A 21,004-nucleotide genomic window follows, 5' to 3' on the forward strand; every position below is an offset into this window, starting at 1 on the left:
TGGTCAGCCGGCCGGTTGGGTCAGGCCGATTGACGGTACTTGTTGGGGCAGCCTGGCTTCACCAGAAGCGTTACGCAGGTGGCCGTGCGGACTACGGTTTCGGCGGTGCTACCCATAAGGAAGCGGGTCAGGCCGGTTTGGCCGTGCGCCCCAATCACAATAATATCGGCAGGATAGCGCCGAGCTTCTTCTACTATTTCCTGGGCCGCATTGCCCCTAGTAACGGCCGTCGTGACCGAGGCACCGGCAGCCGTTGCCGCGTCTTGATAGAACTGCAGCCGTTGTTTCAGTTCAGTATCAGCGGCCGTTTCGGAGGCCGGAGCGGGTTGGGGTTCCAGCACGTGCAACAAGCGTAGCTCCCCTCCCGTACCGGCCGCCAGCGCCGCCGAGTACGTTACCAGCGCCTCCGTGGCAACAGAAAAATCAATTGGACAGAGGATGGTCATGAGGAGGTGATTAAGAGCAGATTCACGGATACTGGTAGTACTCCTGGCACTGTGCTGGCGGGTTCAGCCAGATAAGTTGCCGTTGCTTACCAGATTTGCTCGCCTGTGGCGCGCTTGAGCTGATACTGGCCGAGCGTGTAGTTATAGATAGCCTGCAAGCGTGCCAGCCGGGCCTGCGACAACGACGTTTCGGCGTCCAGCACATCCAGGTTGTTGCCTACGCCATAGCGGTAGCGGGCCTTCGCACGGGTAAGCGCATCACTGGCCTGGCTGATCTGCTGCAGGGCGTTGTCGTAGCGGGCAGTGCTTGACTCCATGTTGTTGGCTGCCTGCCGCACATCGGACCGCACCTGCTCTTCTGTGTCCTGAATGCGGGCCTGAGAGCCTCGGATGTTAGCTAGTGCTTCTACCCGCTGGTTTTTGTTCTTATTGCCATCGTAGATAGGCACCGACAGCTGCACCACTCCCACCGAGTTCGGACGAATCCGGTCCAGCTCGGGTTGGTAGCCATTTTTAGCGCCTAGCTGCGCTCCAACGCCCAGTAGCGGCATGTTGCTCCGCTCAATAAGCTTCAGATTCAGGTTGGCCGTCTGTTCAGCGTCGCGGGCCAGCTTTATTTCCGGCCGGTTGGCAGTAGCCTGGGTCAGCGCACCGTTCAGGTCTACTGATTGCGGTTGGTAGGCAAACACGCCGCGAACCGGCACATCCACGTACTCCGGTTTGTGTAATAGGCGAGCTAGCTGCACCTGTTGGTTGCGTAGCTGGTTCTGCAGGTCAATTTTCGTGTTCCGGGCCTGCGTGATGCGCACTTGCGTGGTCGTCACATCAAAGCGTGTGCTGACGCCACCTTCTACCCGCTTCTCCATTTCGCGCTGGTGCTGCTGCAAAGAAGTAATCTGGGCGTCCTGCACCTTGATGCTCTCCCGCACAAACAGAATGTTGTAGTAGGCCTGCACCGCCGAATACGCCAGGTCGCGGCGCGTCACGTTTATCTGGTCGACGGCCGTCAGACGGCGGCTTTCTGCCAAGTTGTAGGTAGCGTCTTTCTTGCCGAAATCGAGCAGCCCATATTGCAGCGTAATGTGCGCATCATAGTTGTTGTTGGGCGCAAACTGGAACGCCGGAGCTTCCGGGCTCAGTTGCAGCTTCACCACTGGGTCGATGCGGGTGTAGGTGGCGGTGCCAGTAACCTGCGGCAGGAAACCACCCTTGCTCTGCGTAACGCGGCTGGTGGCAGCATTCACTTCTTCTTCCAGCGTGGTGATGGCCGGATTGGCATCCAGCACCGAACGGATAGTGCCGTCGAGCGAAAGAGAATCAGAAATAATCGGCCCCTGCTGAGCATGGGCCACACCGGTTGTCAGCAGCCCTAGAGCTATGAGTGGCACGGTAAATTTTGGTCGGGAAAGCATACTGATGTACGACTTGGTAGTGCCCGCCACCTACCCAACCGTGTGCCAACACGTTAAAACCGTTTTAATGTCGGTAAGAATAGACCCTCATTAACTCCAAACAAGGAAAATATTTTTTGAGAGCATAAAAAGCACGCTAGTATACACCACCGTTTCTCCTCAAATAACAGGAATTACTCGTTTTTATTCCTGTTATTTGAGGAAATCCATACTATGCCGGACCAAGACGACTCTTTATTGCTGTATCTGAATGATGCCATTGCCACGTCACGGGATAAGGAAGGTTTGTTCCGAAGCGTGACGGAAAAGCTACGCCTCATTTTTCCGTTCGATGCTATTACTATCATTACGCTTGATGCTGACCATCAATACCGCCGTGTGTTTCTGCGCGACTACTTGGGTGAAATCCTTCTTCCCGATTATCCCGGCTCCAAGCCAGAGCGTGCTCCGGTAGCTGGCAACCCCATCGAGCAGTTCATCCATTCCCGCCATCTGCAGCAATACGACCTGCAGGAACTTCTACAAGACTATCCGGACCACCAGCCTTTTAATGCCCTTCTGAGCGAGCAGCTCCGGTATTTTACCGTAGTGCCGCTACGCACGGGTGGCCGGTTGGTAGGGCTGCTGTCCTTGGTTGCCCGCCGCCGCCCTGAGCTGTCGGATATGGATGCTGACTTGCTCGAAAAGATTGGCAGTCTGGTAGCTGTGGCCGTTACCAATGCTTTGGCATTCGAGGAAATTGCGCGGCGCGAGCAGGAGAAAACCATGCAACTGGCCCTGAACAATGCGCTGCTCAGCATCAAAGAGCGGGGCGAGCTTTTTCGAGCTATTGCTACCGAGATTAACCAAGTGGTACCCTGCGACTACTTCGGAGTGCGGGCACGCGAACCTGATTCGCCGATGCGGGCTATTGCCGAATTCAGCAAGCAGCCAGACGGTACTTTCGCGCCACTCGATGAAGGCCGGTATGGTGGTATGCCCGACTCTGAAGCGGCTAAAAAGGCGGTAGCAGAGCTTTTCTCGCAGCCGGGTGTGTATGTAGGCCCCGAGTTTGAAAAGCTGGTGGAGCAGTACGCCATGCTGCGCCATATCAGGGACACGCGCGGCACCCAGTCGATACTATGCGCCCCGCTTCTGGAAACCGGCGATGAGCAGGCGGCCGCGCTTATTCTGGCCAGCCATCAACCGCAGGCATTCACCAATGAAATGCTGCAGCTCATCCTGAGCCTGGTGCCGCAGATTCGGCTGGCTATCCAGAACGTGTTTGCCTTTGAGCAGATTGACGCGCTCCGGGCGCAGCTGGAACGGGAACGGACTTACCTGATCGACGAAATTAACACCTCGGTTGCCGACCGCCTCGATGATTTTGTGGGCGGCAGCAGCGTCATGCAGCAAGTCTATACCCGGCTGGGCCAAGTGGCGCCCACCGATACCACAGTACTCATCACCGGCGAGACCGGCACCGGCAAAGAACTGGTAGCCAGAGCACTGCACAACCTTTCACCACGGCGCGAGCGGGCCCTGATCAAGCTAAATTGCGCGGCACTGCCGGCTCAGCTTATCGAAAGTGAGCTATTCGGACACGAAAAAGGCGCGTTTACCGGGGCCCACGACCGGCGCATCGGCAAGTTTGAAATGGCTGACGGCGGCACTATTTTCCTGGATGAGGTGGGCGAATTGCCTCTCGACCTGCAAGCCAAGCTGCTGCGGGTACTGCAGGAAAAAGAGTTTGAACGTATTGGCGGGCGGCGGGTAATCCAGACCGATGTGCGCGTTATTGCGGCCACCAACCGGGTGCTAGAAGAGGAGGTAGCAGCTGGGCATTTCCGCGCCGACCTGTACTACCGCCTCAACGTGTTTCCGATTAAGCTCCCAGCTCTGCGCGAGCGGCCCGAAGACATCGAGCCACTAATGCGGCATTTTCTGGAGCGTTTCACCAAGCGTATGGGCAAGCCGGTGCGTGGCCTGCGCGAGCGGGACCTGCAGGCGTTGCGCCAATACGGCTGGCCTGGCAACGTGCGCGAACTGGAGCACGTGCTGGAGCAGGCGGTTATCGTAAGCCAGGGGCCTTTTCTGGAGTTTGCGGGTTTCTCGGCGGCGGCGCTGTCCACACCCGCTGCTCCGGAAGCCGGCGGGCCGCTTAAGTCGCTGAAAGAGCAGGAACGCGACCATATTCTGGCGGCACTTCAGCGTACCGGCGGCCGCGTAAGTGGCCCGAACGGCGCTGCGGCATTACTCGACATCAACCCCAAAACGCTGGAAGCCCGCATGAAGAAACTGAACATCCGGCGCACAATTACGGCAGGAGAGTAGCTGGAATGCTACATAAAAAGGCCCTACAGAAAGAATCTGCAGGGCCTTTTTATGTGGGTTGAAACCTACTATTTAGCTGCCTGAATTTCAGCAATTGCCTTTTCGGCAATCTGCTGATTGGCAGCAGCAGTAGCAGTGCCTGCCTGTTGCTTCACAGCTGCCTGCATCATCCCGATAATAGGCTCATCGGCCCCGAACCGCTTGTACTGAATGGCTAGGCCTTTGAGACGGTCCACGTCTTCGGTGAAAGCCGCCGTATCGGTGAGACGGGCCAGCATGATGCCCATGCCTTCAAAGAAGTTGCCCTTCTCGCGGCCGGTAGCAGCGTCGAATTTATCACGGACAAACTTCCACTGAGGTTGGCCTCCGTTTTTGGCGTATACATCCACTACTGCCAGAATCAGGCTGTTCTGGTCTGAAGTTTCCAGCGCTTGGGCTTTGCTTAGAGCCAGCTTCGGGTTCACCTGAGCCAGCGCCTGCAAGGCCGCTCCTTGCACCGCGTACGACTGGCTGCCCGCCAGCAGCTGCGCGAACAGCTTCTCATCACGCTTGTCTTTGGTTTTGGCCAAAGCAGTCAGCATCGTAGCCAAGGCGTGCGGGTCTTTCTCGGTAGCGGCTAGCTTACGAAGCGTGGGCAGCGCCGCTTTAGCAACCTCCTTGTTATCGAGCTTAAGCCGCTCGGCAGCCACCATGCGCAAGTTGTTGAACTTGTCGCTGAGGCCAGCAACCAGCAGCTTGCGAGCAGCCGCATCGGTATCCTGCTTGGCAGCAGCAGCCAGCAGGGCTTCACGGCGTGCCACATAGAGCGGCGCGTGGGCATACTGGTAGGCAAACTCTGCGAGGGGTTTAGCATCGGTTTGCTGCCACACCAGCGTTTTCTCGGCGTCCACGTCCACCAAGTCGGGCTTGGCGGTCAGAGGCATCGTGAAGGTTTGGGTGGCTTGGGTCATCATCACGCGCTGGCGCTGTGGCTTGCCATTCACGTAGTAATCGATAGCGAAGGGCAGCTGGAATGGCTGGCCCGGCTGAGTCTGTTTCACCGTCACGGATTGCACCTTTTTGGCCGCATCCCAGGCATAATCGATGCTGACGACTGGGTGGCCGGTGCCGAAGTACCACTGGTTGTAGAACCAGTTCAGATCTTGGCCCGACACGGCTTCCATTGCCAGGCGCTGCTGGTGGGCCTCGCCGTTACCGAACTTGTTGTCCTGCAGGTATTTTTGCAGACCGGCAAAGAATACGTCGTCGCCGAGGTAAGTGCGCAGCATGTCCAGAATGGCACCGCCCTTCTGGTAGCTCACCAAATCAAACATGTCCTCTTGCGTGGCGTAGTGGAAACGCACTAGGTTTTTCTGCGCCTCGGCCGGGCTGCGCAGGTAGTTGCGCAGGTTGCGGTGGTTGTGCGAGTCGCCGGCGTCGGCACCGTATTTATGCTCCGCATAGAGCCCTTCTGAGAAGTCCGCCATCGACTCGTTCACGGTCAGGTTGCTCCAGCTTTCGGCTGTCACGTAGTCGCCAAACCACTGGTGAAACAGTTCGTGGGCAATAACCGATTCGTTTTGGTATTCGCGGTCCAGCAGCTGGCGGTCCGTCATCTGCACAAAATCACCGTGCAACGTCGCCGACGTGTTTTCCATGGCCCCGCTCACGTAGTCGCGCACCACAATCTGGGCGTACTTGTTCCATGGGTAGTCCACGCCGAGGCGGTTAGAAAAGAACTCCAGCATATCGGGCGTGTTGCCGAAAATCTGCTTGGCGAAAGGCGCGTACTTCGGTTCGAGGTAGTAGCTGACTTCCTTGCCGCGCCACATTTCCTTATGAATTTTGAAGTCGCCGACGGCCATCATAAACAGGTAGGGCGCGTGGGGCAGCTCCATCTTCCAGGTATCGGTGCGCAGACCGGGGCCGGCCGGCGTCTGGCTTACCAAGGCGCCGTTGCTGAGCGTGACATACTTGCTGGGTACCGTCAGGCTGATTTCCGAGGTGGTTTTCTGGTTGGGCCTATCAATCGTTGGGAACCAGGCCGATGAAGCTTCCGTCTCGCCCTGCGTCCAGATCTGGACTGGCTTGCCCGCTACGGCACTATCTGGGTTAATAAAGTACAGGCCTTTGGCATCGGAAATAGCCGCGCTGCCTTCCGCTTTCAGCTCATCCGGCTTAGCTGTATACTCAATGTAGATGGTGTAGCTAGTACCGGGCGCCATGGCTTTGCCCAGGTAAATGCGCAGGTTATTCTTGTCGGAGTAGTCGAATTTCAGCGGCTGCAGCTGCTGGCCATTCACCAGAGCTACCGATTTGATGTCCATGCCCTTGGCATCGAGACGTAGCGAATCGGTAGCGTAGGCGTGTGGCTTTAGTGTAACCCACTCTTTGCCGTAGAGGTAGCGCTTGGCATAGTCAAACCGCACATCCAGCTTGGTGTGCACTAAGTCGTTGGATTTGGTGGCCGAGGCGCGGTAAATCTGTAGTGCCGGATTGGCGGGGGCCGCTGGTGGGGTTTGTTGGGCCAAGGTGGCAGTAGCCAGCAAGCAGCCAGCCGCAGTAAGCAGGTGTTTCATAGGTTGAAGAATGGGGAAGAGAGACACTAAGGGCATCCAGCTAGCGTGAGGGTTGCAATTGCTGGAAGTATTATTGGGGTGCCGGATTACCTGTGGCAAACATACCAATCGGTACTATGCAAAACAAGGTACTATTGAAATAAATAGTCGGATTTCATTATATAGACTTAGATACGGCTGACAGGAGCGCCGTCACGCTGAGAGTAAACAGTTGAAAAAAGGGCATATATAGTATAACATGCCCTTATCACTCCCTACCAGCACACTACTCATTCATAGCAACCAGTGCCCCTCTCCGTATAGGTATTATAAAGTTCGAGTCTTTATTTTGCGTAAGGCTTGCTGAAAACCTTCGATTGGCCGTCCCTCTTTTTTGGCTTGGGCAATAGCCTGCTGTTCTGTTGCCTCCGCTTCGGCATGCAGGCGTAGGGCATAGAGCAAGTGCGCCAGCGTATCGTAGTAGGCGGCTTGTGGCTGCAAAGCCACGGAGCGTTGGCTCCAGCGCAACGCCTGCGTGAGATAGGTGCTACGCCGGGTGCCCGACTTGTATACTGCCCACGCGCCGTTGTTAAGGTCAGCGGCCAGTGGATCGGGGCTGCGCGGATTGGCAATTAGCTGCGTAGTAACGGATGCATCTGACTGTGACAGATTGGGATAAGGCGTGGCAGCCCTGAACTGTGTGCGGTTGTCCTGCAGGAGCTTTTGCCATTTCCGGACAGAATCAGCAGGCATAGCCATGTAATACTGTTCGTAGAAACTGCTCAACAGCGGTAAGTAACGCGCAGTGTCATTCACAGCGCGGTAGTAGAACAGCATATTCTGGCTGTAGGCATGCTGGGCCAGCACATAGCTGCGCGAGGACCTCCAGCTGCCCCGTGCAAAATCAGCACCTCGCTGAGCCAGCCGCTCATCCTTGCCTTTGATGGCCGCCTGCATCGTGTTGGAAATGATGGCATCGTTGAGAGCTGTGCGGCTTGCCAAAGGCAACGTAGTATAGATACTGTCGATGAGACGCTGGTTGAGGCGAGCCAGCCGATAGGCACGGCTATCTACCAGGGGGCCGCACTGGTACACAAAAAGCACCTGCGCAAACTCCTCAAAAGCCTTTACAGGCAGCTCGCGCACATAGCTGTCCAGCAGCTCAGGGCTGATAAAGGCACCTACACTACGCCGCGCCTCTATGTACTGGCGCAGAAAGCTCATATTCCGCTCTCCCTGTGCGTAGCGCTGTTCCAGCACGCTTAGGTTATCGGGGGCAGTCAGTTTCCGGCGAAATGTATCGATGTCGAGCAGGTAGCGGGAAGCCTCACTTGTGTTGCCGAAGCTGCGGTGAAGCACCGTGCCGTCGGGATGCAGATAGAGGTAAGTGGGAAAGGTAGTGATGCGGTACTGCCGAGCCAGACGCCGGCCCTCAGGGTTGGAGATACTGACCTTCACCGACAAGAAGTCCTGCTGCAATACCCGCACTACAGTTACCTCATTGAGGCCAGAACGGTAGCGTTGTGCTATTTCCTGTTTCGTTAGGCCCGTGGACGGCGGCAATGATTCAAAAAGCAGAAATACGGGCTTCTGTAGTTGCCGGGCCCGCTGCAGCACTTTCCCCAGCGAATCAGTTTCGAAATGGAGTTGCTGCCCTATGGCGGCACGCGTCAGCAACAGGCAAATCAGCATGCTAAAAATCCGTGAAATCATATACTTAGAAAAATAAGAATGAGCACCTTTATTACTAGTGCACAAGGTAAGCACAAGCACACAGCAGCACTATTCAAGACCGGATACCAGCCGTTCCGGCAGCCCTTCTTCCACCGTTCCCGTACACAGCAGCATCCATCCACTTAAGCTCCAGCAACTATGGCTCAACCTGCCACCACGCCCCAGCATACCGACCCCGCCACCAAGCGCGACGAGAAAAAGAACGAAGAAACCGTGAAGGACAAGCCCGACGGCAAAAAGAAAACTACGCAGCAGAAGTAATCAGCTTCTGCCTAATGAAAAGCCCGGCCACTTGCGTGGCCGGGCTTTTTTGGGCCAGTGAATTATGTGGTTCGGGAGCTAAACGTGCCACGAATGCGTTTTGCCCGTACTTTTAGCCGAATGCCCATTCCTGACTTCGACCCCACTCAGCTCACCCGCGAACAGGTGCTGCGCGCCCTGCGCCAGATGGACCGTGAAGGGCCGCGTATGCCGCTTAGCACCGTCTACGACCTGGTGTACCGGGGTCGGCGCTATGCCCCGCGCGCTGTAGCAAAGCTGGCTTATCAGTTGGCTATTGGCCAGCCGGATGCTGCGTGGCCCCTGCCGGCTGGTGCAGCTACAAACCGGGTTCTGGAGCAGCTCGATTTCACCATTGCCACCAAGCGTCCTACCCTCGCCAACTCACCGCTCGATGGCGACGTAGCCGCCCAAGAGGCCATGCAGGCGCTTTACACCGGCCGCGAAACAGTACCGAAGCAGCCAAAGCAAGCAGTGAAGCCAGAAGCTGATGCCGTGAGCGAGCCGGCTTTTGCGTACTCCATGCCCCCTTCTCAGCCCTACCAACGGGCACAGGCGTTACAGGAGCTTTTTATTTCAGAGGCTCGCCTTGGTGCAGCCCTGTCTGCCCTGCGCCGACGCCACAACCTGATTCTGCAGGGTCCGCCGGGCACGGGCAAAACGTTTCTGGCGCGGCGGCTGGCCTGGCTGGAACTGGGCGCTACCGATGCCGCCCGCGTGGAGCTGGTGCAGTTTCATCCCAGCTACAGCTACGAAGACTTTGTGCAGGGCTTCCGGCCCGATGCGCAGGGCACATTCCGGCTGCAGGACGGCGTGCTGCTTGACTTTTGCCGCCGGGCTGCCCAGGAGCCGGAGCATCCTTATTTTCTGCTGATTGACGAGCTAAACCGAGGCAACCTAAGCCGCATTTTCGGCGAACTGCTGCTATTATTGGAGGCCGATAAGCGCGGCCCCGCCCACGCTGTACGCCTGCCCTACGCTCCTGCCGACGCTCCACGATTCTTCGTGCCCGAAAACGTGTTTTTCATCGGGACTATGAACCTAGCCGACCGCAGCCTTGCGCCGCTGGACTACGCGTTGCGCCGCCGTTTCGCCTTCGTGGAAATGACGCCCGAGTTTGGGCCACCGCTGCAGGAATACCTAACCGAAAAAGGCGTGCCCGCCGCTGTAGTGAAGCGCCTCACCCAGCGTCTCACCGACCTGAACCAGACCATCACCGACGACCCCGACCTGGGGGCCAATTTTCAAGTTGGGCACAGCTACTTCTGCGCGCCGCCAGCAGCCCCGGCTGCGGCTGAGGAGTGGCTGACCCTGATTCTGGAGCAGGAAATTGCACCGTTGCTGGATGAGTACTGGCTCGACCAGCCGGCCAGGGCTACGGCTCAAAAGAAAAAGCTGCTGGCCCGGTAGCTATGCTGATTCCCATCCAGAACCTCTACTACCTGCTCTGCTACGCTTGGAATCGGTTGCCGGAGCGAGCAGAGCTTCTGGCCGTAGAAGCCGTCCCGTTTCATCGGCCGCTGGAACTGCTGGCTCATGTGCTACTGACTGGTACCCGACGGCTTTTGCAACAGGGCCTGCCGGTAGCCTACACAGAGCGCACGGAAGAACTGGCCGAGTTGCGCGGGCGCCTGCTGCTGGCGCCTACCTTGACGCAACAGCTGTTATCTAAAGGCCGGGCCGTGTGCCAGTTTGATGAACTAGGACCCGATACGCCCTTCAGCCAGCTACTGCTGGGCACCTTGCACCAACTGGCCCGCAGCCGTACACTGCCCATTGCCCTCCGCCACGACCTGAAGCTGACGCTACGCCGGTTTCCGGCTGCCATGGCGCCGCAGCCGCTTTCTGCATCCAGTCTGCGCGCGGTGCGCCGACTGCGGCCAACTGGGTTGTCGGCGTTTCTGCTGAATGTATGCGAGTTGATTTACCACAGTGCTCTGCCGTCGCCGGAGGCTACTGGCCGCCCCCGCTTCCGTGACTTTCGCCGCGACGAGGCGCTGATGGCGCGCCTGTTTGAGCAGTTTGTCCGCAACTTTTATCGTCTGGAGCAGCGCCGGTTTCGGGTGGCCTCGGAAGTCATTCAGTGGCAAGTGGAGGCCGAGTCGGCGGAAGCGCTGGCGCTGCTGCCCGCTATGGTTACGGATACGTCGCTGGAAGCGCCGGACCACAAAATCATCCTCGACACGAAGTACTATACCGCGGCACTTCGCACCCGCTACGACCAGCAAAAGCTGATTTCGCCCCACCTCTACCAACTCTACGCTTACCTCCAGAACCAGCCCACGCAGCCCGGCCAGCAGTTGGAAGGCATTCTGCTTTACCCGGCCGCCACGCAGTTTGTGGATGTACGCTACACCCTGGGCGGCCACCCCGTCCGCATTGTTACGGTAGACCTGGCGCAGCCCTGGCCACAGATTTCAGCGGCCCTGCTGGCGCTTCTGGATTGAGAATTTCATAACATAGCAGGCAGTTTTCTGCATTTGTGCAGCCCCGCTACGTCAGTTGCGTCAGTAGGTTGCAATTCGGGGCTATTCTGCCTAAACTACCCCTCCGTTCCAACTCCATCACCAAACTTCTACTCTTTTGAAACGACGCGAATTTGTGGGCCTCACCGGCCTGGCAACCGGCGCCCTGTTCCTGCCCTCCATCCCGGGGTTGGCCAGCTCGCCCGTAGACCCGGCCCGCTTGCTTGAGGCCGTGGACCCGGCCATCAAGAAGCGCCTAGCTGATGCCGCTCTGAACGCCGCTAAATCTGCGGGTGCATCCTACGCCGACGTACGTATTGGGCGCTATCTGAATCAGAGCATTTTCACCCGCGAAAAGCAGGTGCAAAACATTGCCAGCGGAGAAAGCTATGGCGCAGGCATTCGGGTTATTGCCAATGGTACCTGGGGCTTCGCGGCTACCAATACCGTAACGGAAGCCGGCATGGCCAAAGCTGCCCAACTGGCCGTGCAGATTGCCAAAGCCAACGCTAAAGTGCAGAAAGACCAGGTAAAACTGGCCCCGCAGAAAGGCTACGGCGAGGTATCCTGGAAAACCCCGATTGAGAAAAACTCTTTTGAGGTGCCCGTGAAGGAGAAGGTAGATCTGCTGCTAGCCGCCAACGCTAAAGCCTTGGACAATGGCGCTTCGTTCGTGAATTCGGCACTGTTCCAGATCAACGAGCAGAAGTATTTCGCCAGCACCGACGGCTCCTACATCGACCAGGACATTCACCGTATCTGGCCCACGCTCGGCGTTACGGCCATTGACCGGACTACCGGCAAGTTCCGCACCCGGGAGGGCCTGAGCGCACCGATGGGCCTCGGCTACGAGTACCTCACGCCCAAAGCCGCCGACCGGATCAATGGGCCCGCCGGCACGGGCTTGGTGGGCTACCGCAACTCCTACGACATGCTGGAAGATGCAGCTCTGGCTGCCAAACAGGCCAAGGAAAAGCTGACGGCAAAAAGCGTGGTGCCCGGCAAATACGACCTGGTGCTCGACCCCAACCACCTAGGCCTGACCATTCACGAAAGCATCGGGCACGCGACGGAACTGGACCGCGTGCTGGGCTACGAAGCCAACTACGCCGGCACTTCGTTCGCCACGCTGGAGTGGAAGGCCAAGAACGCGCCGTACGGCTCCAAACTGGTGAATATTGTGGCCGACAAAACGCAGCCCGGCAGCCTCGGCGCCGTCGGCTACGATGATGAAGGAGTCAAAACCGGCCAGTGGGACATCATTAAAGAAGGTAAGCTGGTGGATTACCAGAAAACCCGCGACCAAGCGCACATCGTGAACCAGGACCACTCCGATGGGTGCTCCTATTCGCAGTCGTGGCAGGATGTGCAGTTCCAGCGCATGGCCAACATCAGCCTGCAGCCTGGCAAGGAGAAACTGAGCGTGGATGAAATGATCAGCAAGGTGGACAAGGGCATCTACATTGCCGGCCGCGGCTCGTTCTCCATCGACCAGCAGCGCTACAACTCGCAGTTTGGTGGCACGGTGTTCTATGCCATCGAGAAAGGCAAGATTGCCGGTATGCTTGAAGACGTAGCCTACCAGACCAACACCGTAGAGTTCTGGAACAGCTGCGCCGCTATCTGCGACCAGTCGGATTACCGGTTGTTCGGCTCGTTCTTCGATGGCAAAGGCCAGCCCAGCCAGGTTTCGGCGGTGAGCCACGGCTCCAGCACCACGCGCTTCAACGGCGTCAACGTTATCAACACGGCCCGCAAAATTGGTTGATGGGCCTCTGTGCCCTCTGCCCAGCCGCCTGACCCAGTTAGAGCCGGCTGGGCGCCCACCAGCATATCTAGTCATCCAAACTCAGCCCATCAACAATGGCAATTCTTTCCCAGGATGAAGCCCAGGCCATCCTCAAAAAGGTCCTCAGCTTTTCTACCGCCGACGAGTGTGAAGTCACACTTAATGGTGAAACTGGCGGCAACGTCCGCTCAGCCCGTAACTCCATCAGCACCAGTGGCGCCGTCGATAATGTGAGCTTGGTAGTGGAGTCGCGCTTTGGCAAACGCTCCGGCGTGGCTACCTGCAATGAATTTGACGATGCTACATTGCGCCGTTGTGTGCAGCGGGCCGAAGAAATTGCGCGTCTCGCTCCCGAGAGCCCCGAATACATGCCGCTGCTGGGCCCGCAGCAGTACTCAGCCGCACCCCAGGCGTTTGCCAAAAGCACGGCCGGCATCACGCCCGACTACCGCGCCCAGCAGGTGGGGGCCAGCATGAAAATCTGCGACGAGAAGAAGCTGTCTTCGGCTGCTTTCCTGAATGATGAGGCCGGTTTCGTGGCCAAGCGCAACAGCAAAGGCTTGGAAGCCTACCAGCAGCTCACCAATCTGGAATTCAGCATTACGGTGCGCACGCCCGACGGCACCGGCTCCGGCTACGCTACCGCCGACTACAACGATTCCAGCAAGTTCGACGCCGCCGCCCTTACGCGCACTGCTGCCGATAAGGCCGCCATGTCGCGCAATGCCAAAGCATTGGAGCCCGGCAAATACACCGTAATTCTGGAGCCGGCGGCCTTGGTTGCCAACTCCGATGCGTCGCTGCTGCAGGCACTGATGGGCGCTCTGGACGCCCGCAACGCCGACGAAGGACGCTCGTTCCTGAGCAAAAAAGGAGGCGGAAACAAGAAGGGCGAAAAGCTCTTCGACGAGCGGGTGACCATCTACTCCGACCCGACCATGCCCGAGGTGGCTACCCTGACGTTCTCCGGCGACGGACGGCCGCAGAAAAAGACCACCTGGATTGAGAAAGGTGTGGTAAAAAACCTCTACACTTCGCGCTTCTGGGCCCAAAAAGCCGGTATTCCGGATCTGCCGCGCCCCAGCGGCTGGGTGATGGAAGGCGGCACGCAAAGCCTGCAGGACATGATCAAAGGCACGGCCAAAGGCATCCTCGTGACGCGCCTGTGGTACATCCGCCCCGTTGACCCGCAGACGCTGCTTTACACCGGCCTCACCCGCGACGGAACGTTCTACATCGAGAACGGCAAGATCAAGCATCCGGTGAAGAACTTCCGCTTCAACGAGTCGCCGATTATCATGCTCAATAACCTGGAAGCCATTGGCAAGCCGGTGCGCGTGGGCGGCAACCTCGTTCCGCCGCTGAAAATCCGCGACTTCACCTTCACGAGCCTTTCCGACGCCGTGTAACGTCTGGATTTATTTTCGGAATAAAACGGCGTCCTTCGGGTCGGAGGACGTCGTTTTATTTCTTTTTTAAATATATCCGCATGAAGCAATTTCTTTACGCAACCGCTTTTCTACTGCCTTTCGCAAGCACTGCTCAGCAGCCTGACTCATCTGCTGCCGAAGCTTCTGCTAAGGCTGTATACCGCGAAAACAACTACGTATCCTTCCTACCCGGCACTATTCGTCTGCTCGATGGGCACCTTATTCAGGGGTATGTGCCCATCCCAACTATGTACCCCGGTATTGGCACTGACTTCATCTACTATCGGGCTCACCCTAAAAGCAAACCTAAGCCAAAGAAGCAGACGGTGGAAATTTCCCGGGTGCATAGCATAACGGCCGGAGCCCATTATTTAGAGACAATGTTGCTGCCTGACGGCTCCGACGAACTATATGACCAAGAAATATTGGCTGAGCGGTTTGTGAATGGGCCGGTAGAAGTGTTTCTGCAGGCCGAAGCACAGAGCATACCGGTACCCATACCCGTGGCCGGCTCTATTTTGGGCGCGGCCATACCCTACACCAACAGCCACTTTTTCGTCCGGCGCAACGGCTTTCTGATGCAGGTATATCGGGGCTCCTTTAAAGAGGTGATGAGTCAGTATCTGCAGGACTACCCTGAGCTGGCTGCCAAGGTGCGGGCAGGCGAAAAAGACTATCACTACCGCAACATGATTTCTATTATCACGGAGTTCAACGCTCATATCGGTAGTACCTCGGGCACTGGCCAATAAGTGTTGCTAACGCTGACATCATACCCATCAACTCGAAAGCCATTGGTAAGCCGGGGCCCGCTACCCTTTGTTCAACATCCGTGGCTTCTCTTTCATCAGCCTTCAGAAGCCGTGTAGCGCACAGCGCAATCTGTGCCACCCAACCCAACCTATCTGAATACCCTTCTTCGTATGAAAAGACGTGATTTTGTAGGCCTTACCGGCCTGGCCACTGGTGCCCTGTTTGTGCCCAGTATTCCGGGCTTCGGCAACGGCACTAGCGTAGACACGCTGCGCCTGCTGGACGCAGCCGATGACCCAGCCATCAAGAAGCGCCTAGCCGATGCGGCTCTGAATGCTGCCAAAGCCGCCGGCGCCACCTACACCGATGTGCGCATCGGGCGCTACCTCAACCAGGGCGTGTTCACCCGCGAAAAGCAGGTACAGAACATCGTCAGCACGGAGAGCTACGGCGCGGGCATTCGGGTTATTGCCAACGGCACCTGGGGCTTTGCTTCCACCAACATCGTGACGGAGGCCGGCATGGCCAAAGCCGCCCAACTGGCCGTGCAGATTGCCAAGGCCAACTCGGTGGTGCAGAAGGAGAAGGTGCAGCTGGCCCCGCAGCAGGGGTTTGGCGAGGTGAGCTGGAAGGCTCCTATTCAGCAGAACGCCTTCACAGTGCCCATCAAGGACAAAGTGGACCTGCTGCTGAATGCCAACGCCAAAGCGCTGGAAAATGGCGCTTCGTTCGTGAATTCGGTGCTGTTTCAGGTGAACGAGCAGAAGTATTTCGCCAGCACCGACGGCTCCTACATCGACCAGGACATTCACCGCATCTGGCCCACGTTCGGCGTCACGGCTATTGATAGAGCATCGGGCAAGTTCCGCTCACGCCAGGCCCTGAGCGCCCCGATGGGCCTTGGCTACGAGTACCTCATACCCAAGGCTGCCGACAAAATTGCCGGCCCGGCCGGCTCCGATGTGTTCGGCTACCGCAACAGCTACGACATGCTGGAGGACATTGTGCGCGCAACCAAGCAGGTGAAGGAAAAGCTGACCGCCAAGAGCGTGGTGCCCGGCAAATACGACCTGGTGCTTGACCCGCACCACCTGGGCCTCACAATTCACGAATCGGTAGGCCACCCGCTGGAGCTGGACCGCGTGCTGGGCTACGAGGCCAACTACGCCGGTACTTCCTTCGCGACGATGGAGTGGAAGGCTAAGGGTACGCCGTATGGCTCGAAGCAGGTCAATATCATAGCCGACAAGCTGCAGCCTGGCTCGCTGGGCGCGGTTGGTTACGACGATGAAGGCGTGAAAACCAAAGAGTGGGACCTGATAAAGGAAGGCAAGCTGGTGGACTACCAAAAAATCCGGGACCAGGCGCACATTGTGGGCCAGAAGGAGTCGGATGGCTGCTGCTACTCGCAGTCATGGCAGGATGTGCAGTTCCAGCGCATGGCCAACATCAGCCTCAAGCCCAGCGCCACCAAAATGAGCGTAGACGACCTAGTGAAAGGCGTGGACAAAGGCATCTACATTGCCGGCAACGGTTCGTTCTCCATCGACCAGCAGCGCTACAACTCGCAGTTCGGCGGGCAGGTGTTCTATGCCATCGACAAAGGCAAAATCACGGGCATGCTGGAAGATGTGGCCTACCAGACCAACACGCTGGAGTTCTGGAACAGCTGCGCCGGCAGCTGCGACGCCTCCGACTATCGGTTTGCGGGCTTCTTCAACGACGGCAAGGGCCAGCCTTCGCAAAGCTCGGCCGTGAGCCACGGCTCCAGCACCACGCGCTTCAACGGCGTCAACGTCATCAACACGGCCCGCAAGATTTAGGCGCCGCTGATGCTGCTCATGCTACAACGGCCTGCTGGAATCTATCCGGCAGGCCGTTGCTTTATCATCTGGTTTTTCTAATATTTATCAACCCTCCGCACAACCCTTACCGGCTATAGCGCATCTGTCGGTCGATTCTGCTTTGCGGCCCTGCCGGGCCCACTTTCTTTCTTATCACTTTTCACCCCAACCACCTTGAGAAGACGTGATTTTGTGGGGCTTACCGGTCTGGCGGCTGGGGGCCTGTTGCTCCCGAGCCTGCCCGGCATGGGTGGCATCTTCGTGGAGCCCGAACAGCTACTCGACGTCATCGACCCGGCCCTGAAGAAGCGGCTGGCCGATGCGGCCCTGAATGCGGCAAAGTCGGCCGGGGCCAGTTACACCGATGTGCGGATTGGACGCTACCTGAATCAGTACGTTTTCACGCGTGAGAAGCAGGTGCAGAACATTGTTAGCACGGAGAGTTTTGGGGCAGGCGTACGGGCGCTGGTAAACGGCGCCTGGGGATTTGCGGCCACCAATACCGTGACGGAGGCCGGCCTGGCGGAAGCCGCCCGCACCGCCGTAGCCATTGCCAAAGCCAACCAGAAGGTCCAGAAAGCCCCGGTGCAGCTGGCGCCACAGAAAGGCTACGGCGAGGTATCCTGGAAAACCCCGATTGAGAAGAACTTCTTTGAGGTGCCCGTGAAGGAAAAAGTGGACTTGCTGCTGGCCGCCAACGGCAAAGCCCTGGAAAACGGCGCTTCGTTCGTGAATTCGGCACTGTTCCAGATCAACGAGCAGAAGTATTTCGCCAGCACCGACGGCTCCTACATCGACCAAGACGTGCACCGCATCTGGCCCACGTTCGATGTGACGGTGGTAGACCGGACCACGGGCAAGTTCCGCTCGCGCGGCGCCATGGCCTCGCCGATGGGACTGGGCTATGAGTACCTGACGCCCCGCGCCAGTGATAAAATGGCCGGCCCGCAGGGCACCAGTGTCATCGGCTACAAGCAGCGCTACGACATCCTGGAAGATGCTGCCCTGGCTGCTAAACAGGTGAAGGAAAAACTCACTTGCAAGAGCGTGGTACCCGGCAAGTACGACCTGGTGCTCGACCCGTCGCACCTGGGCCTCACGATTCACGAATCGGTAGGCCATCCGTTGGAGCTGGACCGCGTGCTGGGCTACGAAGCCAACTATGCCGGTACCAGCTTCGCTACGCTGGAGTGGAAAGCCAAAGGCGCACCGTATGGGTCGAAGCTCGTGAACATTGTGGCCGACAAGCTGCAGCCCGGCTCGCTGGGTGCGGTGGGCTACGACGATGAAGGCGTGAAAACCAAAGAGTGGGACCTGATAAAGGAAGGCAAACTGGTGAACTATGAGAAGATTCGGGACCAGGCGCACATCGTGGGCCAGACCGAGTCGGATGGCTGCTGCTACGCCGACTCCTGGAGCAGCGTGCAGTTTCAGCGCATGCCCAACGTGAGCCTGCAGCCCGGCAAGGAGAAACTGAGCGTGGATGAGATGATCAGCAAGGTGGACAAGGGCATCTACATTGCCGGCGAAGGCTCCTACTCCATCGACCAGCAGCGCTACAACTTCCAGTTCGGTGGCAAAGTCTTCTATGCCATTGAGAAAGGCAAAATCACGGGGATGATAGAGGACGTGGCCTACCAGGCCAACACGCAGGAATTCTGGAACAGCTGCGCCGCCATATGCGACGCCTCCGATTATCGGTTCTTGGGCACCTTCTTCGATGGCAAAGGCCAGCCCAGCCAGATATCCGCCGTGAGCCACGGCTCCAGCACCACGCGCTTCAACGGCGTCAACGTCATCAATACGGCCCGCAAAATTTAAGTATTCAGCTCATTCACAATGGCAATTCTTTCCAAAGACGAAGCCCAGGCTATCCTCAAAAAAGTCCTCAGCTTCTCGACTGCCGACGAGTGCGCCGCCCAGCTCAATGGCAGCACTACCGGCAATATCCGCTACGCCCGCAATGCGGTAAGCACAGCCGGCTCTTCCAGCGACGTGAGTATGGTGGTAGAGGCACGATTCGGCAAGCGAGCCGGCGTGGCTACCTGCAACCAGTTCGATGACGCTACACTGCGCCGCTGCGTACAGCGGGCTGAGGAAATTGCGCGCCTCGCCCCCGAAGACCCGGAATACGTGCCCATGCTAGGCCCACAGCAGTTTCTGACGCCCATCACCTACGCCGCCAGCACCGCCGCCATCAGCCCCGATTTCCGGGCCCAGGTAGCGGCCGACAGCATTGCGCTGTGCGAGAGCCGCAAGCTCACAGCCGCTGGCTACCTCGAAGACGGGCCCCGGTTTGTGGCCATCCGCAACAACAAGGGACTCGAAGGCTACCAGCAGTCGACCAACCTCGACTTTTCCGTGACCGTGCGCACCGCCGATGGCACCGGCTCGGGCTACGCCGTGGGCGACTTCACGGACGCCGCGAAGTTCGATACCAAAGCCATGACCAAGCGTGCAGCCGACAAAGCGGCCGGTTCGGTGGGAGCCAAAGCCATTGAGCCCGGCAAGTACACCGTAATTCTGGAGCCCGCCGCACTGGTATCCGACGAGGGCATTCTGAACCGACTTATCTATGCGCTGGACGCGCGGGAAGCCGACGAAGGCCGTTCATTTCTGAGCAAGAAAGGAGGTGGCAATAAGCTCGGCGAGAAAATGTTCGACTCGCGCGTGACTATCTACTCCGACCCGCTGAACGCTAGCGCCCCCGGCCGCGTGTTCGACGGCGACGGCCTGCCCGTGAAGCGCATGACGTGGATAGAAAAAGGGGTGATGAAGAACCTCTACTACTCCCGTTTCTGGGCCGAAAAGAACAAAAAGCCAGCCACGGCTTTTCCCAGCGGATTCGTAATGGAAGGCGGCACGCAAAGCGTCGAGGATCTGATAAAGGGCACGGCCAAGGGCATCCTGATTACGCGCCTGTGGTACATCCGCGACGTTGATCCGCAGACGCTGCTCGTGACGGGTCTCACGCGCGACGGCACGTTCTACATCGAGAACGGCAAGATCAAGCACCCCATCAAAAACATGCGCTTCAACGAAAGCCCGGTGATTATGCTCAACAACATAGAGGCCATCGGCAAACCACAACGCTTGGGCGGTAATATGGTGCCCCCGCTCAAAGTGCGCGACTTTACGTTCACGAGCCTCTCCGACGCGGTGTAGCAAACGTTGGGCAGATACAGTAAATAGAAGCCCCGCTTTCCGGCTGGAAAGCGGGGCTTCTATTTACTGTATCTGCCTAGGGTTATTCGTCGCCGAACCGAATGCCGATATAGCCTTGGATGACGCGGTTTTTCAGGCGTGGGTCGTTGGCACCGTTCAGGTCTCGCACATCATTGATATCGTTGAGGCCGGCCGTATAGCGCGCCCCTAGAATCAGGTGGCCGACTTCGATGCCGGCTCCGGCTGCAAGGGCGAAGTCGGTTTTCTTGTAGTTGCTGTCGGCCGAGCGGTCTACGGGGCCATAGCCATCGGCGGCGCTGATGCGCAGGGTGCCATCTTCACGCGCCCCAAGCAGCACGCCAAACTGCGGGCCGGCTTCGGCAAACACAGGGCCTACTTTCACGCGGGCCAGCACCGGCACGTTGAGGTAGTGCAGCTTGGTTTCGTAGTTGGCTAGTGTAGAGCGGAACTCCGAACCTTGCAGCGAATACAATACTTCCGGCTGAATGGACAACGGACCCAGCACCGGAATCCGGGCAAAGACACCGGCGTGGAATGTGGTTTTGTAGCGCGTTTCCATCTCAATGTTTTGTCCATCGAGTATCGCCCCATTGATACCGGCTTTGATTCCGAACTGTGCCTGGGCGCTGGTAGCGGCCAGCAGCGGCAGCAGAAATAAGAGAGAGTGTGCTTTCATAGCGTTGAGCAGTTTGCTGTTGCAGAAGCTCTTAACGTAAAACAGCCGCCCTACGCATACAGAATAGCCCTATAACTTTTGGTCAATAACTTCCCAAGCACCATTCGGAGAGTATTTTGCCACCGAAGCCACCTTGCCGC

The 21,004-nt window shown here is 57.9% G+C and carries 15 protein-coding genes; 10 read left to right on the plus strand and 5 right to left on the minus strand.

What is annotated here, in order from left to right; all coding sequences use genetic code 11:
- Positions 1 to 20: 20 nt before the first annotated feature.
- Positions 21 to 446 (minus strand): universal stress protein, encoded by a 426-nt coding sequence (locus tag H4317_RS18150; protein WP_185887959.1) that lies wholly within the window; start codon positions 444 to 446, stop codon positions 21 to 23.
- Positions 447 to 532: 86 nt separating this feature from the next.
- The gene (locus H4317_RS18155; RefSeq protein WP_185887960.1) at positions 533 to 1,834 is read right to left on the minus strand and encodes a TolC family protein; all 1,302 of its coding nucleotides are present in this window, start codon (positions 1,832 to 1,834) and stop codon (positions 533 to 535) included.
- A gap of 237 nt (positions 1,835 to 2,071) precedes the next feature.
- On the opposite strand from H4317_RS18155, the gene H4317_RS18160 reads away from it, so the two are divergent.
- The gene (locus tag H4317_RS18160) at positions 2,072 to 4,171 is read left to right on the plus strand and encodes a sigma-54-dependent Fis family transcriptional regulator (RefSeq protein ID WP_185887961.1); all 2,100 of its coding nucleotides are present in this window, start codon (positions 2,072 to 2,074) and stop codon (positions 4,169 to 4,171) included.
- Between the two features lie 68 nt (positions 4,172 to 4,239).
- Here the strand turns inward: H4317_RS18160 and H4317_RS18165 are convergent, their stop codons facing one another.
- Both H4317_RS18165 and H4317_RS18170 read right to left on the minus strand, forming a co-directional pair.
- On the minus strand, positions 4,240 to 6,729 hold the full coding sequence (locus tag H4317_RS18165; protein ID WP_185887962.1) for a M1 family aminopeptidase: 2,490 nt from the start codon (positions 6,727 to 6,729) through the stop codon (positions 4,240 to 4,242).
- Between the two features lie 306 nt (positions 6,730 to 7,035).
- Complete coding sequence (locus H4317_RS18170; RefSeq protein ID WP_185887963.1) at positions 7,036 to 8,421, minus strand: hypothetical protein; 1,386 nt, start codon at positions 8,419 to 8,421, stop codon at positions 7,036 to 7,038.
- A gap of 159 nt (positions 8,422 to 8,580) precedes the next feature.
- On the opposite strand from H4317_RS18170, the gene H4317_RS19435 reads away from it, so the two are divergent.
- The 9 genes from H4317_RS19435 to H4317_RS18210 all read left to right on the plus strand — a co-directional run bounded on the left by H4317_RS19435 (position 8,581) and on the right by H4317_RS18210 (position 20,167).
- On the plus strand, positions 8,581 to 8,703 hold the full coding sequence (locus H4317_RS19435; RefSeq protein ID WP_260625737.1) for a hypothetical protein: 123 nt from the start codon (positions 8,581 to 8,583) through the stop codon (positions 8,701 to 8,703).
- Between the two features lie 120 nt (positions 8,704 to 8,823).
- Positions 8,824 to 10,131, plus strand: coding sequence for an AAA family ATPase (locus tag H4317_RS18175; protein ID WP_185887964.1), 1,308 nt, complete (start codon positions 8,824 to 8,826; stop codon positions 10,129 to 10,131).
- A 2-nt stretch (positions 10,132 to 10,133) separates the two neighbouring features.
- Positions 10,134 to 11,168, plus strand: coding sequence for a 5-methylcytosine restriction system specificity protein McrC (locus tag H4317_RS18180; protein ID WP_185887965.1), 1,035 nt, complete (start codon positions 10,134 to 10,136; stop codon positions 11,166 to 11,168).
- A 136-nt stretch (positions 11,169 to 11,304) separates the two neighbouring features.
- Positions 11,305 to 12,954, plus strand: a complete 1,650-nt coding sequence (locus H4317_RS18185; RefSeq protein WP_185887966.1) for a TldD/PmbA family protein — start codon at positions 11,305 to 11,307, stop codon at positions 12,952 to 12,954.
- Positions 12,955 to 13,049: 95 nt separating this feature from the next.
- Positions 13,050 to 14,384, plus strand: a complete 1,335-nt coding sequence (locus H4317_RS18190; protein WP_185887967.1) for a TldD/PmbA family protein — start codon at positions 13,050 to 13,052, stop codon at positions 14,382 to 14,384.
- Positions 14,385 to 14,464: 80 nt separating this feature from the next.
- Complete coding sequence (locus H4317_RS18195; RefSeq protein WP_185887968.1) at positions 14,465 to 15,157, plus strand: hypothetical protein; 693 nt, start codon at positions 14,465 to 14,467, stop codon at positions 15,155 to 15,157.
- Positions 15,158 to 15,328: 171 nt separating this feature from the next.
- Positions 15,329 to 16,981: a TldD/PmbA family protein gene (locus H4317_RS18200; RefSeq protein ID WP_185887969.1), complete on the plus strand. Its 1,653-nt coding sequence runs from the start codon at positions 15,329 to 15,331 to the stop codon at positions 16,979 to 16,981.
- Between the two features lie 195 nt (positions 16,982 to 17,176).
- Entirely contained in the window at positions 17,177 to 18,823 is a 1,647-nt protein-coding gene (locus H4317_RS18205) for a TldD/PmbA family protein (RefSeq protein WP_185887970.1), read from the plus strand.
- Between the two features lie 18 nt (positions 18,824 to 18,841).
- The gene (locus H4317_RS18210) at positions 18,842 to 20,167 is read left to right on the plus strand and encodes a TldD/PmbA family protein (protein WP_185887971.1); all 1,326 of its coding nucleotides are present in this window, start codon (positions 18,842 to 18,844) and stop codon (positions 20,165 to 20,167) included.
- Between the two features lie 82 nt (positions 20,168 to 20,249).
- Here H4317_RS18210 and H4317_RS18215 read toward each other — a convergent pair whose 3' ends face one another.
- Positions 20,250 to 20,864, minus strand: coding sequence for a porin family protein (locus tag H4317_RS18215; RefSeq protein WP_185887972.1), 615 nt, complete (start codon positions 20,862 to 20,864; stop codon positions 20,250 to 20,252).
- Positions 20,865 to 21,004: the final 140 nt, after the last annotated feature.

Origin of the sequence: Hymenobacter sediminicola (assembly GCF_014250515.1) — a bacterium.
Classification (GTDB): domain Bacteria; phylum Bacteroidota; class Bacteroidia; order Cytophagales; family Hymenobacteraceae; genus Hymenobacter; species Hymenobacter sediminicola.